15 protein-coding genes are annotated in these 13,772 nt (G+C 69.3%); 10 read left to right on the top strand and 5 right to left on the bottom strand.

The genetic code is table 11. The features are described 5' to 3' along the window. Nucleotides 1–24: 24 nt before the first annotated feature. Nucleotides 25–924, bottom strand: coding sequence for a mycothiol synthase (mshD, locus tag BJQ94_RS14865; RefSeq protein ID WP_265401273.1), 900 nt, complete (start codon nucleotides 922–924; stop codon nucleotides 25–27). Next, nucleotides 899–1,591, bottom strand: a complete 693-nt coding sequence (locus tag BJQ94_RS14860; RefSeq protein WP_265401272.1) for a response regulator transcription factor — start codon at nucleotides 1,589–1,591, stop codon at nucleotides 899–901. Before BJQ94_RS14860 ends, mshD begins: the two co-directional genes overlap by 26 nt. A 73-nt stretch (nucleotides 1,592–1,664) precedes the next feature. Between BJQ94_RS14860 and BJQ94_RS14855 the strand changes: the two genes are divergently transcribed. Further along, nucleotides 1,665–1,928 (top strand): hypothetical protein, encoded by a 264-nt coding sequence (locus BJQ94_RS14855; protein WP_265401271.1) that lies wholly within the window; start codon nucleotides 1,665–1,667, stop codon nucleotides 1,926–1,928. Nucleotides 1,929–2,098: 170 nt separating this feature from the next. Continuing rightward, entirely contained in the window at nucleotides 2,099–2,734 is a 636-nt protein-coding gene (locus tag BJQ94_RS14850; RefSeq protein WP_265401270.1) for an FABP family protein, read from the top strand. Here the strand turns inward: BJQ94_RS14850 and BJQ94_RS14845 are convergent. After that, nucleotides 2,718–3,365, bottom strand: coding sequence for a Pr6Pr family membrane protein (locus BJQ94_RS14845; protein WP_265401269.1), 648 nt, complete (start codon nucleotides 3,363–3,365; stop codon nucleotides 2,718–2,720). The two genes, BJQ94_RS14850 and BJQ94_RS14845, sit on opposite strands and share 17 nt — an antisense overlap. Before the next feature lie 158 nt (nucleotides 3,366–3,523). On the opposite strand from BJQ94_RS14845, the gene BJQ94_RS14840 reads away from it, so the two are divergent. Both BJQ94_RS14840 and BJQ94_RS14835 read left to right on the top strand, forming a co-directional pair. Further along, nucleotides 3,524–4,708: a folate-binding protein gene (locus BJQ94_RS14840; RefSeq protein WP_265401268.1), complete on the top strand. Its 1,185-nt coding sequence runs from the start codon at nucleotides 3,524–3,526 to the stop codon at nucleotides 4,706–4,708. 86 nt (nucleotides 4,709–4,794) lie between these two features. Further along, a complete protein-coding gene (locus tag BJQ94_RS14835; protein WP_265401267.1) occupies nucleotides 4,795–5,547 on the top strand; it encodes a phosphoglyceromutase in 753 nt (250 codons plus the stop codon). 155 nt (nucleotides 5,548–5,702) lie between these two features. Here the strand turns inward: BJQ94_RS14835 and phoU are convergent, their stop codons facing one another. Further along, the gene (phoU, locus tag BJQ94_RS14830; RefSeq protein WP_265401266.1) at nucleotides 5,703–6,365 is read right to left on the bottom strand and encodes a phosphate signaling complex protein PhoU; all 663 of its coding nucleotides are present in this window, start codon (nucleotides 6,363–6,365) and stop codon (nucleotides 5,703–5,705) included. A 182-nt stretch (nucleotides 6,366–6,547) separates the two neighbouring features. Between phoU and BJQ94_RS14825 the strand changes: the two genes are divergently transcribed. Both BJQ94_RS14825 and BJQ94_RS14820 read left to right on the top strand, forming a co-directional pair. Beyond that, nucleotides 6,548–7,702, top strand: a complete 1,155-nt coding sequence (locus BJQ94_RS14825; RefSeq protein ID WP_265401265.1) for an ATP-binding protein — start codon at nucleotides 6,548–6,550, stop codon at nucleotides 7,700–7,702. Continuing rightward, the gene (locus BJQ94_RS14820; RefSeq protein WP_265401264.1) at nucleotides 7,699–8,379 is read left to right on the top strand and encodes a response regulator transcription factor; all 681 of its coding nucleotides are present in this window, start codon (nucleotides 7,699–7,701) and stop codon (nucleotides 8,377–8,379) included. The genes BJQ94_RS14825 and BJQ94_RS14820 overlap by 4 nt, the downstream gene beginning before the upstream one ends. 80 nt (nucleotides 8,380–8,459) lie before the next feature. Here BJQ94_RS14820 and BJQ94_RS14815 read toward each other — a convergent pair whose 3' ends face one another. Continuing rightward, entirely contained in the window at nucleotides 8,460–9,002 is a 543-nt protein-coding gene (locus tag BJQ94_RS14815) for a DNA modification methylase (RefSeq protein ID WP_265401263.1), read from the bottom strand. Between the two features lie 191 nt (nucleotides 9,003–9,193). Here BJQ94_RS14815 and BJQ94_RS14810 point away from each other — a divergent pair, with 191 nt between their 5' ends. From BJQ94_RS14810 to rlmB, 4 genes are all read left to right on the top strand, one after another. Beyond that, nucleotides 9,194–9,676, top strand: a complete 483-nt coding sequence (locus BJQ94_RS14810) for a CarD family transcriptional regulator (protein WP_265401262.1) — start codon at nucleotides 9,194–9,196, stop codon at nucleotides 9,674–9,676. 121 nt (nucleotides 9,677–9,797) lie between these two features. Beyond that, nucleotides 9,798–11,051, top strand: coding sequence for a 2-C-methyl-D-erythritol 4-phosphate cytidylyltransferase (ispD, locus tag BJQ94_RS14805; RefSeq protein ID WP_265401261.1), 1,254 nt, complete (start codon nucleotides 9,798–9,800; stop codon nucleotides 11,049–11,051). Continuing rightward, a complete protein-coding gene (gene cysS, locus BJQ94_RS14800; protein WP_265401260.1) occupies nucleotides 11,048–12,463 on the top strand; it encodes a cysteine--tRNA ligase in 1,416 nt (471 codons plus the stop codon). Before ispD ends, cysS begins: the two co-directional genes overlap by 4 nt. After that, nucleotides 12,463–13,557, top strand: a complete 1,095-nt coding sequence (gene rlmB / locus BJQ94_RS14795; protein WP_265401259.1) for a 23S rRNA (guanosine(2251)-2'-O)-methyltransferase RlmB — start codon at nucleotides 12,463–12,465, stop codon at nucleotides 13,555–13,557. The genes cysS and rlmB overlap by 1 nt, the downstream gene beginning before the upstream one ends. Nucleotides 13,558–13,772 lie beyond the last annotated feature (215 nt).

The raw sequence follows: 13,772 nt of genomic DNA, 5'->3' as shown, positions 1-13,772 counted from the left end.
GCGACGCTCACGGTGAACGGAACGTTAACGAGGTCCGCGGTGGTACTGCACATCCACGGTGCGGTCGCCGAATCCGAGGCTGCGGTAGAGCCGCACCGGTGTGGTGCTCTCGGCCTCCACGTACAGTTCGACGGCCGTGCAGCCCCGCTCGCGCAGGCGGGCCAGGCCGGCCAGCATGAGGGCGCGGCCGAGGCCGGCGCCGGCGGCATCCGGGTGCACGCCGAGCACATAGATCTCGCCGAGCGTGGCCCCCGGTTCGATCTTGAGCCAGTTGTAGCCGAGGATCCGCCCGGGCGCGGCGGCCGTCGAGTTCTCCCGCGCCAAGAGCAGGTCGTCGGCGTCGAACCAGGGTTCGGCCATGCGTGCGGCGAGGTCGGACTCGGTGATGGCGCCCTGCTCGGGGTGCGTCGCGAAGACGAGGGCGTTCAACCGCACCCACTCCGCGGCATCGGCGGGCCGGAACGACACGATGCCGATCCCGGCCGGCAACACGGGGGAGGTGGCGGCGTCGGCGTCGCTGAGCGGGCGTTCCAACTGCAGCAGCGTGCGTTCGGCGCTGAAACCGAACCTGTCGGCCAGGGCGCGGGCCGCGGGGTGGTCGCCGTGCGCCCAGGCGGTGAGGTCGCCGGACATGCCGCCCTCGTCCTCGAACAGTCGGCGGAGGGCCGCGGTGGCGTGGCCCTTGCGGCGGTAACGCGGGTGCACGACCAGGTCGATCTCGCCCTGCCCGAGGATCAGGGCGCCGACGGCGTCTTCGCCCTCGAGCAGCAGCTGCGGGCTGCGCCGGCCGGAGCGGGCGTCGAGCATGGCCTGCTCGTTGAACGGGCGGTAACCATCCGTGTGCGCGCTCGCATCGGCGACGTCGTGGAAACGCGCCGCGAAGGCGGCGTCGGCCAGGTCAGGCGCCGACAGAGTGAACGACACGTTCGCCGTCCTCTTCATACACGTTGAACCTGTAGCCCACGTTGCGCACGGTACCGATCAGGGATTCCTGGTCGCCGAGCTTGGCGCGCAGGCGTCGTACGTGCACGTCGACGGTGCGGGTGCCGCCGAAGTAGTCGTAGCCCCACACCTCGCTGAGCAGCTGCTCGCGGGTGAACACCCGGGACGGGTGCGCGGCGAGGAAACGGAGCAGCTCGAATTCCTTATAGGTGAGGTCGAGCGGCTTGCCGTGCACCTTCGCCGAATAGCTGGCCTCGTCGATGACGACGCCGGCGGCGCGGATGGTGGGAGAGGGTTCGTTGTGCGGCGTGCGGCCGGCGGCGAGACGGATGCGCGCATCGACCTCGGCGGGCCCGGCCGTGTTGAGCACAACATCGTCGACCCCCCAGTCCGGGCTGACAGCGGTGAGGCCGCCCTCGGTGATCACCAGGAGCAGCGGAACACTGCTTCCGGTGGTGCGCAGGATCTGGCACAGCGACTTGGCTGCCATCAGATTAGACCGCGCGTCGACCAGGATCAGGTCGGAATCGGGCGCGGTGATGAGCTGATCCGGCTGTGCCGGAATGAGTCGTGTGCTGTGTGACAGCAACGCCAGGGCTGGGAGAACTTCGTCGTTCACCGCCGAGGTTAGGATCAACAGCTGCGCCACGCAGGTCCTCCAAGTATCTTGCGACTCATACTAGCGTGCCACGGAATGCGACTCTGGCGTGCAGAATGGGTCTGTGAGCTGGAAGCGTTCGAGTGTTGTGATGATTTGGCTGGTCGCCGCCGTCTGTGCGGTCCTGACCGGAGTGCTCGTCGCCCCCGAAAACCGGCTGGTCTGGACGAGCCTCTCCCTGGCGGGCTGCACGATAATCACCCTCGCCGCCCAGCTGTCCACCGGGCAGAAGGAGGGTTACGTGAGCCGCGTGACGCTGAGCCTGGTGGGCGCCGTCATCGTGCTCGCCGTGGCGACGGGCATCTTCGCCCTGCTCGGACTCGCATAACGGTTCGGCGTTTCGGGCGCACGGCGTGTGCCAGAGGCTAGAGTTGGGGCATGTCAACGCTCGCACTCGAAATCCTGTTCCTGGGCCTACTCGCGCTGGCCAGCCTGTCGATCGCCTGGGTGTCCGGCGTCGTGCTGTTCAAGCTGTTCCGGGGCCAGCGGTAACCGACTGTGTATGAACTTCCGGTCGGCTTGCCGTCCGAGCTCGTTCCGCTGTCGTGGCTCATCGGCGTCTGGGAAGGTTCGGGGATCCTGGACTACACAGTCGACGGCGAGACGGTCACCCGTGAATTCGGTCACCGCATCAGCTTCAGCCACGACGGCCTGCCGCACCTGAACTACAGCTCGTACGCCTGGCTGGAACCCGAGGCGGAGGCTGCCATCGACGGCGCGCCTGCTCCGGTAGGCGCGGTCACCCCGCTCATGACCGAGTCCGGCTACTGGCGGCTCAGTCGCCCGCAGCAGCCGGGCGACCCCGGTCCTGGCCTGCTGCCGGGTGTCGGTCCGGCACCGTTCCAGACCGCGGAGGCTGTGGAAACGCTGCGCAACGCCGCCGGCGGGTTCGATATCGAGGTGGCCCTCGTGCATCCGGGCGGCGTGGCCGAACTGTACCTGGGCCAGGTCAAGGGCCCGCGCATCGACCTGTCCACGGATGCGGTGCTGCGCACCAGCGGGTCCAAACCGTACGCGGCCGCCACCCGGCTCTACGGACTTGTCGACAGCCACCTGCTCTGGGCGTGGGACATCGCCGCGCTGGGCCAAGACCTGCGCACGCACGCGTCCGGCCGGCTCAGCCGCGCGTCGTAGCCGGGCTGCCCGGGCGCACCGGCAGCGGCCGCAGCCGGCTGAGCCCGAACACCGCGGCGCCGGTGACGATGACCGTCACGGCGATCAGCAGCACGTAGCCGAACACCGCGGCGTACCCGGTCACCGGATTGAGGAACGGGTACGGCACCCAGCCGTCCGTCGCGCCGCGCACCAGCACCACCGCGCACCAGAACACCGGGTAGATCAGGACCACCCAGAGTCGCCGCCACGGCTGCGGCGCGCGGTCGCCGACGAGGGCCCAGTCGATGAGGCAGTAGATCGGGAAGAGCACGTGCACGACGGTGTTCGCCCAGGGCAGGTCCACCCCGCCGGCCAGGCCGGTGAGCAGGGTGTTGTAGACGAGGCCGACCACGATCATGTACGCCGTGGTCGCCGCGCGCGCCAGAACCAGCCAGGCCGGCACCTCGCGGCCGAGCAGGCAGAGCACCGCGGTGCCCGCGAGCACGACGGCGGCGAGCAGGTTGCTCTGAATGGTGAAGAACCCGAAGAAGTTGAACGGGTTGATCGTGGCACGCGCCGCGGTGGAGAGGAACGTGGCCGCGACGGCGATGACGGTCAGCGCCGCCAGAATGAGGCGGAGCACGGCGATCGAGGGAGCGGGGACGCGCATGGGTGACTCCTTGCAGGCGGCGGCGGCCGCGGCGCGGGAATACGGGGCACCGCTCAGGCCGTTGGGCTAGCATATGGGCCGGAGTTCCCCGCTGTCGACAGCGGCCTCGGCGGTCTCGCACCGGCAGCACACCGGGAGAATCCCTGAAGGAGAGTCCGATGACCACCACAGCTGACGCGCCGCTTGCTCCGACCGGGTCGCCCCTGCTCGAGCTCGACGCAGCCGTTCAGGCCGAGGGCATCGACGCCGGCGTCGCCGCGCACTACGGTGCGCCCCTCATCGAACAGCGCCGGCTGCTGGCCGGCCAGGCCGTCGTCGACCTCTCCCACCGCGGAGTGCTCTCCATCTCCGGTCCTGACCGGCTCACCTGGCTCAATTCGATGTCCAGCCAGGAGCTCCGCGGGCTCACGCCGGGCCAGTCCACCGAGACCCTGCTGCTCGACCCGTCCGGCCACCTCGAGTACGCCATCGCGCTGCTCGACGACGGCGTCGAGAGCTGGCTGCTGATCGAGGCCGCCGAACTGCCCGGCCTGCACGCCTGGCTCGACCGGATGCGGTTCACCCTGCGGGTGCAGGTCGTCGACCACACCCTCGCCTACGCCACCATCGGCACCATGGCCGCCGACCCTGCCGCCGCTCCGCTCACCCCGGCCAGCCCGAACGGCGTGCCGCTGGTCTGGCACGATCCCTGGACCGCCGTGGCACCCGGCGGCTGGCAGTACGCCGCCGACACCGCCCACCCCGGCGCCGCCTGGCGCTGGAGCGAGGTGTTGATCGACCGGTCCGCGCTGCCCGCCCTGCGTGACGCCATCGCCGCCGGCACCGCCCAGGCCGCCGGGCTGCTCGCCCTGGAGGCGTTGCGCATCGCGGCCTGGCGCCCCCGCGGCGCCCTCGACGCCGACGACCGCACCATCCCGCACGAACTGGACTGGCTGCGCACCGCCGTGCACCTGAACAAGGGCTGCTACCGCGGTCAGGAGACCGTCGCGAAGGTGCACAACCTCGGCCACCCGCCGCGCCGGCTGGTGCTGTTGCACCTGGACGGCTCCGACGCGGTGCTGCCCGCGCACGGCGATAAGGTGCAGGCCGACCGGTTCGTGGCGGGCGGCGAACCCGAACGCCGCACGGTGGGCACCATCACCTCCAGCGCCATCCACCACGAGCTCGGGCCGATCGCTCTCGCCGTGGTCAAGCGCACGGTGCCGGGCAGCGTCACCCTGCACGTGCTCGCGCAGGGCATCTCGATCACCGCCGGCCAGGAGGTCATCGTGCCGGAATCGGCCGGATCCGTGGCCGAGATCCCCCGGCTGCCGCGGCTGGGCGTGCGCGCTCCGCGCGGCTGAGAGCCAGCCAGGCGCAGGCATCCGCCGGGACTTTCGTCACGCCGGCGGGTGCGCCGTGGCCCCGCTCGCCTCGCTAGAGTTGGAGCATGTCTGCTCCTTATACCCTCATCCTCCTCCGCCACGGCAACAGCACCTGGAACCAGCAAAACCTCTTCACCGGTTGGGTGGATGTGCGTCTGAGCGACCAGGGCCGGGCCGAGGCGCTGCGCGCCGGCGAGCTGCTGGCCGAGTCCGGCCTGCTGCCCGACATCCTGCACACCTCGCGGCTCACCCGCGCGATCCAGACCGCGAACATCGCGCTCGAAGAGGCCGACCGCCTCTGGATCGACGTCAAGCGTTCCTGGCGCCTCAACGAGCGCCACTACGGCGCCCTGCAGGGCCTCGACAAGGCCGAGACCCTCGCCAAGTACGGCCCCGAGCAGTTCCAGACCTGGCGCCGCTCGTTCGACGTGCCGCCGCCCCTGCTCGACGACTCCTCCGAATGGTCCCAGGTGGGCGACGCCCGTTACGCCGACCTCGGCGACGACGTGCCCCGCACCGAGAGCCTCAAGGACGTCATCGCCCGGATGCTGCCCTACTGGGAGTCCGACATCGCCGCTGACCTCCGCACCGGTAAGACCGTGCTCGTCACGGCACACGGCAACTCGCTTCGCGCCCTGGTCAAGCACCTCGACGGCATCTCCGACGCCGACATCGCCGAGCTGAACATCCCCACCGGCATCCCGCTGGTCTACCGCCTCGACGAGGACCTCAAGCCGATCGGCGCGGGCGAGTACCTCGACCCCGCCGCTGCCGCTGCCGGTGCCGCCGCCGTCGCGGCCCAGGGCGCCAAGAAGTAGCCCCAGCCCTCCACGAAAAAAAGCCCCCGTCAGGTGACGGGGGCTTTTTGGTGCCCGTTGATCGAGCTTGTCGAGATCCGAGCGGCACCGCTGATCGAGCTTGTCGAGATCCCTCGCGAGGTCTCGACAAGCTCGACCAGCGAGGGAGTCGAGCTCTACGCGTCGGCCGGGGCCGGCTGGTGCCAGTCGCCCGTGCCCAGGTACTGCACCTTCTTGGCGATCGAGACCGCGTGGTCGGCGAACCGCTCGTGGTAGCGGCTGGCGAGGGTGGCGTCCACGGTGTCTGCTGCCTGGCCCTTCCAGGTCTCGCCGAGAACGGCATCGAACACGCTCAGGTGCAGCGCGTCGACCTTGTCGTCCTCGTTGCGGATGGCCTCGGCCAGCTGCATGTCTTCGGTCGTGAGCAGCTCGGCGAGCATGTTCGCGATCTTCACGTCGAGTGCGCCCATCTCGGCGAACGTGGGCCGCAGGCTCTTGGGGATCACCTTGTCGGGGAACCGGTACCTGGCCAGCTGCGAGATGTGGGTGGACATGTCGCCCATCCGTTCGAGCGATGCGCTGATGCGCAGGGCACTCACGACGATGCGCAGGTCTCTGGCCACCGGCTGCTGCCGGGCGAGGATGGTGATGGCCAGCTCATCGAGCTCCACCGTGAGCGCATCGATCTTGTCGTCGTCGGCGATGACCTCTTCGGCCAGCGCGACGTCGGACTTGTTGAAGGCCTTGGTGGCCTTATCTATGGAGATGGCCACGAGGCGGGCAATCTCGGCGAGACGGTCCTGCACCTCGGCGAGCTCCTGCTGAAATACTTCACGCATGTATCTGTGGTCCTTCCTGGTCGCGCCAAAGCGCGCGAACGCATGAGGCCCGCCTGGCCCCCGACCAATACTGGCGAGCGGAGGTTAACGGCAGGTGCCCTGCGATTGAACAGTTCCTAAAGTAGCGTGTGGTCACCCTTGCCGCTGCGAATGCCCCGTGAGATAGTCACTAATCTGGTCAAATGGAATCGACCTGGCTCGTGTTGCTGTCCCTGGCACTGGGCCTCACTGTCGGCGGAGGGTTTGTGACCCTGCTTCATGTGGCGGAGCGGCACGGCAAACGGGCCGCCGAGGTGGTCAACCCCGCGGTTCCCGACGGTATCGACCAGGTGCTTGACGCCCTGGAGAGCGCCGGCGTGGTGCTCGACCCGTCGAACAACGTCATCAAGACGTCTCCCGGCGCCCTGAGCATGGGCCTGGTGGTGAACCATCAGGTCGCGCATCCCGAACTGCTGGACCTGGCCCGTGGCGTGCGACGCACGGGGGAGGCCGTCTCGGAAGACCTCGTGCTGTCCCGCGGGCCGTTCGGTGACGCGAGCATGCACCTGCGGGTGCGGGTGGCCCGGCTGGGCTCCCGATACGTGCTGCTGCTGGCCGAGGACCGCACCGAGGCGTTCAGGCTCGACGAGGTGCGCCGGGACTTCGTGGCCAACATCAGCCACGAACTGAAGACCCCGATCGCCGCCGTCGGCCTGCTCGCCGAGGCGCTGGGGCACGCGGCCGACGAGCCCGTGCAGGTGCGCCGGTTCGCCGACCGCCTCACCACCGAGGCCGGCCGGCTGGCCAGGCTCACCCAGGAGATCATCGAACTGTCCAGGCTGCAGGCGCAGGATGCACTCCGGCAGCCGGAACTGCTCTACATCGACGACATCGTGGCCGCCGGGGTCGACCAGAACCGGGTCGTGGCCGACGCCGACCGCATCACCATCGCCGTGGGCAAGAAGTCCCGCGCGCAGGTCTACGGCGACGAACGGCTGCTCGTCATGGCCGTGCACAACCTCGTGGCGAACGCCGTGCATTACTCGGCGCCGAGCTCCAGGGTCGGCGTCGGCGCTCGCGTCACCGATGGCGTGATCGAGATCACCGTCACCGACCAGGGTGTCGGCATTGCAGAGGGCGACCTCGACCGCATCTTCGAGAGATTCTTCCGCGTCGACCAGGCGCGTTCCCGCAACACCGGCGGCACCGGCCTCGGGCTGTCCATCGTCAAGCACGTCGTGCAGATCCATGGCGGTGACATCCGGGTCTGGTCCCAGCCCGGCAGCGGTTCCACGTTCACCATTCGCCTGCCAGAGGCGACCCACCCCGCGTTAGCGGCGACAGGAGACACCCCATGACCCGAATCCTTCTGGTTGAAGACGAGCAGGCGCTCAGCGAACCGCTGAGCTTCCTGCTCGAGCGGGAGGGCTACGAGGTGGCGGTGGCAGAAGACGGCCCCGGCGCGCTCGCCGAGTTCGACCGGGCGGGCGCCGACCTGGTGCTGCTCGACCTGATGCTGCCCGGCATCCCCGGCACCGAGGTGTGCCGGGAGATCCGCACCCGCTCCGCCGTGCCGATCATCATGCTCACGGCCAAGGACTCCGAGGTCGACATCGTCGTGGGGCTCGAGCTGGGGGCGGACGACTACGTCACCAAGCCGTACTCCACCCGGGAGCTGCTCGCCCGCATCCGCGCCGTCTCGCGCCGGCACACCGACCCGGCCGATGCCGGCGACGGGGTGCTCAGCGCCGGGACCGTGCGCATGGACCTGGAGCGCCACACCGTGGCGGTCTCCGGCACGGTGGTGAACATGCCGTTGAAGGAATTCGAGCTGCTCGAATTCCTGCTGCGCAACGCCGGCCGGGTGCTCACCCGCGGCCAGCTGATCGACCGGGTCTGGGGCAGCGACTACTTCGGCGACACCAAGACGCTCGACGTGCACATCAAGCGCATCCGCTCCCGCATCGAGGCCACGCCCTCCGAACCCACCATGCTCGTCACCGTACGCGGTCTGGGGTACCGCTTCGAGGCCTGACCCTGCGCCGACTTGCCGCAAAATACCCCTTCAGGTGCCCTGAAGGGGTATTTTGCCGTAACTCGACGAACAGCGGCCGGCTACGGAGCGGTCGTGGCTTCCGGCGTGGCGGTGGGCGTGGGCGTCGCGGTCGGAGTCGCCGTGGGTGTGGCGACGGGAACGGGCGTCTCGGTGGGCACCAGGGTGGAGTACTCGTTGAGGGTGCCGTCGAGCACGGGAACGAGCAGTTCGGTGCCGGTGAGGTCGCCGTACTGGAAGAACACCGGGAACAACGAGCCGGCGCTGGCGTTGAGGCTCTCGATGGCCACGCTCTCGCCGCCGTCGACGCCGATCTCGGTCGTCGAGTTGGCCGGGATGGTGACGGTCTTGTCGACCTTGTCGTCGACGCCCTCGTACTGCACGAGCAGGTCGATGTCGTCGGCGCCCTTGTTCACCACGTGAACGAGCAGGTTCGCGTTCTCCCCGTCGTCGGTGAGCAGGATCGCGTTGCGGATGGCGAGGTCGCCGAGGTTGCCGCTGACGCCGTCGCTGGCGTCATAGTGGATGGTCGTCGCCTGGGGAGCGTACAGATTGCACCCGCTCGTTCCCAACAGGATGCCGGCCGCCACAACGACGGTTGCCATGGTTCGCGCTCTCACAAGACCTCCACAAGAGTTCAGCGTTCAGCCGAAGTGGCGTGAACGCTGCAGATTTCCGTTGAGTTTACCTTACGGAACGGTCCGGACCGGGCGCAGTGTGTGACGCCGCGAATACTCACACCGGAGGGCCTCGGGGAGGGGTGGTATCATAGACGTTGCTGAAGGGATATCAATACATGCTATTTGAAGTTGGCGAAACAGTCGTCTATCCCCACCACGGCGCTGCGACCATCACTGAGGTGAAGACGCGCATCATCAAGGGTGAAGAAAAGCTCTATTTGAAGCTCAACGTCACCCAGGGCGATCTCACCATCGAGGTCCCGGCCGAGAACGTCGACCTGGTCGGCGTGCGCGACGTCATCGGCCAGGACGGCCTCGACAAGGTCTTCGAGGTGCTCAGGGCGCCGTTCACCGAGGAACCCACCAACTGGTCCCGGCGGTACAAGGCCAACCTCGAAAAGCTCGCCAGCGGCGACGTGATCAAGGTGTCAGAGGTCGTGCGCGACCTGTGGCGCCGTGACCAGGACCGCGGCCTCTCCGCCGGAGAGAAGCGGATGCTCGCGAAGGCGCGACAGATCCTGATCTCCGAGCTGGCCCTGGCCGAGAAGACCGACGAAGACCGGGCATCCGGCATGCTCGACGAGGTGCTCGCCTCGTAGCAACTCCTGTTCGTTCGACAGGCGGCGCCCAGCGGTGCCGCCTTTCGCACGTCCGACACCTTCCCGCCGATCCGCCCGTTCCCGCCCCGCTTCACCGCGCCCCACCAGATAGCCTCCAGACATGACTGAAATCCCGGTTCCCGCCGTCGCGGTCATCGTCGTCGCCGCCGGCAGCGGCAGCCGGCTCGGCCGCGACCAGCCCAAGGCGTTCGTCCCACTGGCCGGCCGCGCCATCCTCGAGCACGCCCTGACCGGCATCTTCGGCATGAGCGAACCTGCCCAGGTGATCGTCGTCGCTCCGACCGCTCAGCTGGCGGAGGCCACGGCCATCGCCGAGCGCGTCGCCGGCCCGGCCGCCGGACACGTGAGCGTGGTCGACGGGGGAGACACCCGGCAGGCCTCCGTGGCGAGGGGCATGGCCGCCGTGCACGCCGGCGTCACCGTCGTGCTCGTGCACGACGCCGCCCGCGCCCTCACCCCGGCCGCGCTCAGCGACGCCGTGGTGGCCGCCGTGCGCGCGACCGGCCACGGCATCGTTCCCGGCCTGCCGGTCGTGGACACCATCAAGCGGGTCGACGAGCACGCCACCATCCTCGGTACCGTCGACAGGTCGTTGTTGTCCGCCGTTCAGACCCCGCAGGGTTTCCCCCGCACCATGCTCGACGCCGCGTTCGCCTGGGCCGCCACCCTCCCGGCCACGGATGCCGCCGCCCGAGACCTCACCGACGACGCGGCCCTCGTGGCCGCGGCCGGCGATCCCGTCGGCATCATCCCCGGTGACCCGCTGGCCTTCAAGGTCACCACGCCCTGGGACCTGCGCCGCGCCGAACTGCTGCTCGCCGGCACCGCCGCCGCTGCACCCGAGCCCCGGGTGGGCACCGGCCTGGATGTGCACGCCTTCGACGACACCAGCGACCTCTGGCTGGCCGGCCTGCACTGGCCGGGCGAGCGGGGCCTGTCCGGGCACAGCGACGGCGACGCCGCCGTGCACGCCATCTGCGACGCACTGCTCGCCGCCGCCGGCCTGGGCGACATCGGTCAGGTCTTCGGCACCGCCGACCCGCGCCTCACCGACGCGCACGGCGAGGTGTTCCTCACCGAGACCCTGCGCCTGCTGACCGAGGCCGGTTACCGGGTCGGCAACGTCACCGTGCAGATCATCGGCAATCGGCCCAAGCTCGCTCCCCGGCGTGCCGAAGCGCAGCAGCTGCTCACCGGCATCCTGCACGCGCCGGTGTCCGTGTCGGCGACCACCACCGACGCGCTCGGCTTCACCGGCCGCGGCGAGGGCATCGCCGCGCTGGCCACTGCACTCCTCTACCCGAGCGGCCCTACCCGAGCTTCCGACCGTTCCGCGCCTAAACTGAACCAGTGACCATGCGACTATACGACTCGAAGGCCCAGGCCCTTCGCGATTTCCTGCCGATCGTTCCGGGCAAGGTGGGAATCTACGTCTGTGGACCAACCGTGCAGTCGTCCCCGCACATCGGCCACCTACGCAGCGCCCTGGTCTATGACCAGCTGCGCCGCTGGCTCAGCTATCGCGGCAACGACGTCACCTTCGTGCGCAATGTCACCGACATCGACGACAAGATCCTGATCAACGCCGCCGGCACCACCGAGGAATGGTGGGCACTCGCCTACCGTTTCGAACTCGAGTTCACGGCCGGCTACCAGCGCCTGGGCATCCTCGCGCCCACCTACGAACCCCGCGCCACCGCGAGCGTGCACGAGATGCAGGACATCGTCGCGCGCCTGGTTGACAACGGCCACGCCTACCCGGCCGAAGACGGCTCCGGCGACGTGTACTTCGACACCCGCAGCTGGCCGGCCTACGGCGAACTCACCCGGCAGCACCTCGACAACATGGAAGCCGCCGCAGACGCCGACCCGCGCGGCAAGCGCGACCCCCGCGACTTCGCGCTCTGGAAGGGCCACAAAGACGGCGAACCGGCCTCCGCCTCCTGGGTCTCCCCGTGGGGTTCCGGCCGGCCCGGCTGGCACATCGAGTGCTCCGCCATGGCCGCCCGCTACCTGGGACCGCACTTCGACATCCACGGCGGCGGCCTCGACCTGCGCTTCCCGCACCACGAGAACGAACTGGCGCAGTCCACCGCCGCCGGCGACGCCTTCGCGAACTTCTGGGTGCACAACGGCCTGGTCAACACCAACGGCCAGAAGATGTCCAAGTCGCTGGGCAACTCGGTCTTCGCCGCCGAGCTGCTCGACCAGGCCCGCGCCATCGTGGTGCGTTACTACCTCGGCGCCGCGCACTATCGGTCCACCCTCGACTTCCACGAGGGCTCCCTGGCCGAGGCCGAAGCCGCCCTCGAACGCATCGAAAGCTTCCTCGACCGTGCCGACCGGCGCCTGGCCGACACCCGCTTCGCCGGCTCCGGCGTCGAGATCGTTCCGGATGCCTTCGCCGAGGCGATGGACGACGACCTCGCGGTTCCGCAGGCGCTCGGCGTGCTGCACGACACCGTGCGCGCCGGCAACGCGGCCCTCGACGCCGAGGACCTGCACGCCGCTGCGGCCGCCCGCGGCCAGGTGCTCGCGATGAGCGAGGTCCTCGGCATCAACCCTCTGTCGCCCGGCTGGGCCGTGGCAACAGACGAACCCGCCATGGTGGCCCTCACCGCCCTTGTCGAGCGCCTGCTCGACGACCGGGAGACCGCCAGGCAGAGCCGCGACTACGCGGCCGCAGACCGTATCCGGGACGAGCTCGTCGCCGCCGGCATCACCATCGAAGACACCCCGTCGGGTGCACATTGGAGTTTTGACTGATGAAGAACACAGATCGCAAGTCGCGCACCGGCGCGGTGCGCAAGGGCAGCAGGGGACCCCAGGTCGGCTCCGGCGGACAGGGCCGCCAGGCCCTCGAGGGCAAGAAGCCCACCCCCAAGGCCGAAGACCGCCCGTACCACCCCGCCGGCAAGGCCAAGGCTGCCAAGGACCGCTTCGCCGCGGCCGGCGGCGGTCGCAGCCGCGCCCCGGGCGGCTCCGGCGCCCCGCGCTCCGGCCGCAACACCGGCACCGGCAACACCGGCGGCGGCGGTTCGTCCACCCGCAAGGCCAAGTCGGATGCCGAGTTCGAGGTCGTCACCGGCCGCAACTCGGTGCTCGAGGCGCTGCGCGCCAAGATCCCCGCATCAGCGCTCTACGTGGCCACGCGCATCGAAATGGACGACCGGGTCAAGGAAGTCCTCAAGCTCGCCACGACCCGCAACATCCCGGTGCTCGAGGTCATGCGTCCGGAGATCGACCGGCTCGCCGGCAAGGACGCCGTGCACCAGGGCCTCGCGCTCAAGGTGCCCGCGTACGAGTACGCGCACCCGATCGAACTGCTCGACCTCACCATCAGCCGCGGCCACAAGCCGTTGTTCGTGGCCCTGGACGGCATCACCGACCCGCGCAACCTCGGTGCGATCATTCGCTCTACCGCTGCGTTCGGCGGCCACGGCATCATCGTGCCGCAGCGGCGCTCGGTGGGCGTCACCGCCTCAGCCTGGAAGACCTCTGCCGGTGCCGCCGCGCGCCTGCCCGTCGCCATGGCGAGCAACCTCACCCAGACGCTCAAGCTGCTCAAGGAGCGCGGCGTGCTCGTGATCGGCCTGGATGGCGGCGGCGACACCGAACTGCCCGAGCTCGGCATCGGCTACGCCGAGCGCCCGATCGTGATCGTGGTCGGCAGCGAGGGCAAGGGCCTGTCCCGCCTCGTCACCGAGACCTGCGACGCCATCGTGTCCATCCCGATCAACGCGAACACCGAGTCGCTGAACGCCGGAATCGCCGCCGGGGTCACGTTGTACGAGATCTCCAAGCTGCGCGCCACTGCCGCGGCCGCGAAGGCAGCTACAAAGGCTGCCGCGCAGGCGTAACCGCTCGCTCGCGTTTCACAACGGCGCAGATCGGCCCTTCGGGGTGGGTCTGCGCCGTTTGTTGTTGTCCGCGAGTTGCCGCAAAGTGCCCCTTCAGCGGGCGGGAAGGGGTGCTTTGGCCGAAGTCGGTGGGGGAGCCTTCCGCGAGTTGCCGCAAAGTGCCCCTTCGGAGCATCCGAAGGGGCACTTTGGCGTAAGTCGGCGCGGGGAGTGCG

The sequence above is a fragment of the Cryobacterium sp. SO2 genome (assembly GCF_026151165.2).
GTDB lineage: Bacteria > Actinomycetota > Actinomycetes > Actinomycetales > Microbacteriaceae > Cryobacterium.
The sequence above is the reverse complement of the archived record's forward strand: the minus strand, read 5'-3'. Positions and strand labels throughout refer to the sequence as shown.

Excerpts from the sequence above, each read along its gene's own strand:
- BJQ94_RS14845 (WP_265401269.1), bottom strand. The coding sequence starts at position 3,365 with ATGCGCGTCCCCGCTCCCTCGATCGCCGTGCTCCGCCTCATTCTGGCG.
- ispD (WP_265401261.1), top strand. The coding sequence starts at position 9,798 with ATGACTGAAATCCCGGTTCCCGCCGTCGCGGTCATCGTCGTCGCCGCC.
- BJQ94_RS14840 (WP_265401268.1), top strand. The coding sequence starts at position 3,524 with ATGACCACCACAGCTGACGCGCCGCTTGCTCCGACCGGGTCGCCCCTG.
- rlmB (WP_265401259.1), top strand. The coding sequence starts at position 12,463 with ATGAAGAACACAGATCGCAAGTCGCGCACCGGCGCGGTGCGCAAGGGC.
- BJQ94_RS14815 (WP_265401263.1), bottom strand. The coding sequence starts at position 9,002 with ATGGCAACCGTCGTTGTGGCGGCCGGCATCCTGTTGGGAACGAGCGGG.
- BJQ94_RS14820 (WP_265401264.1), top strand. The coding sequence starts at position 7,699 with ATGACCCGAATCCTTCTGGTTGAAGACGAGCAGGCGCTCAGCGAACCG.
- BJQ94_RS14825 (WP_265401265.1), top strand. The coding sequence starts at position 6,548 with ATGGAATCGACCTGGCTCGTGTTGCTGTCCCTGGCACTGGGCCTCACT.
- BJQ94_RS14810 (WP_265401262.1), top strand. The coding sequence starts at position 9,194 with ATGCTATTTGAAGTTGGCGAAACAGTCGTCTATCCCCACCACGGCGCT.
- BJQ94_RS14835 (WP_265401267.1), top strand. The coding sequence starts at position 4,795 with ATGTCTGCTCCTTATACCCTCATCCTCCTCCGCCACGGCAACAGCACC.
- phoU (WP_265401266.1), bottom strand. The coding sequence starts at position 6,365 with ATGCGTGAAGTATTTCAGCAGGAGCTCGCCGAGGTGCAGGACCGTCTC.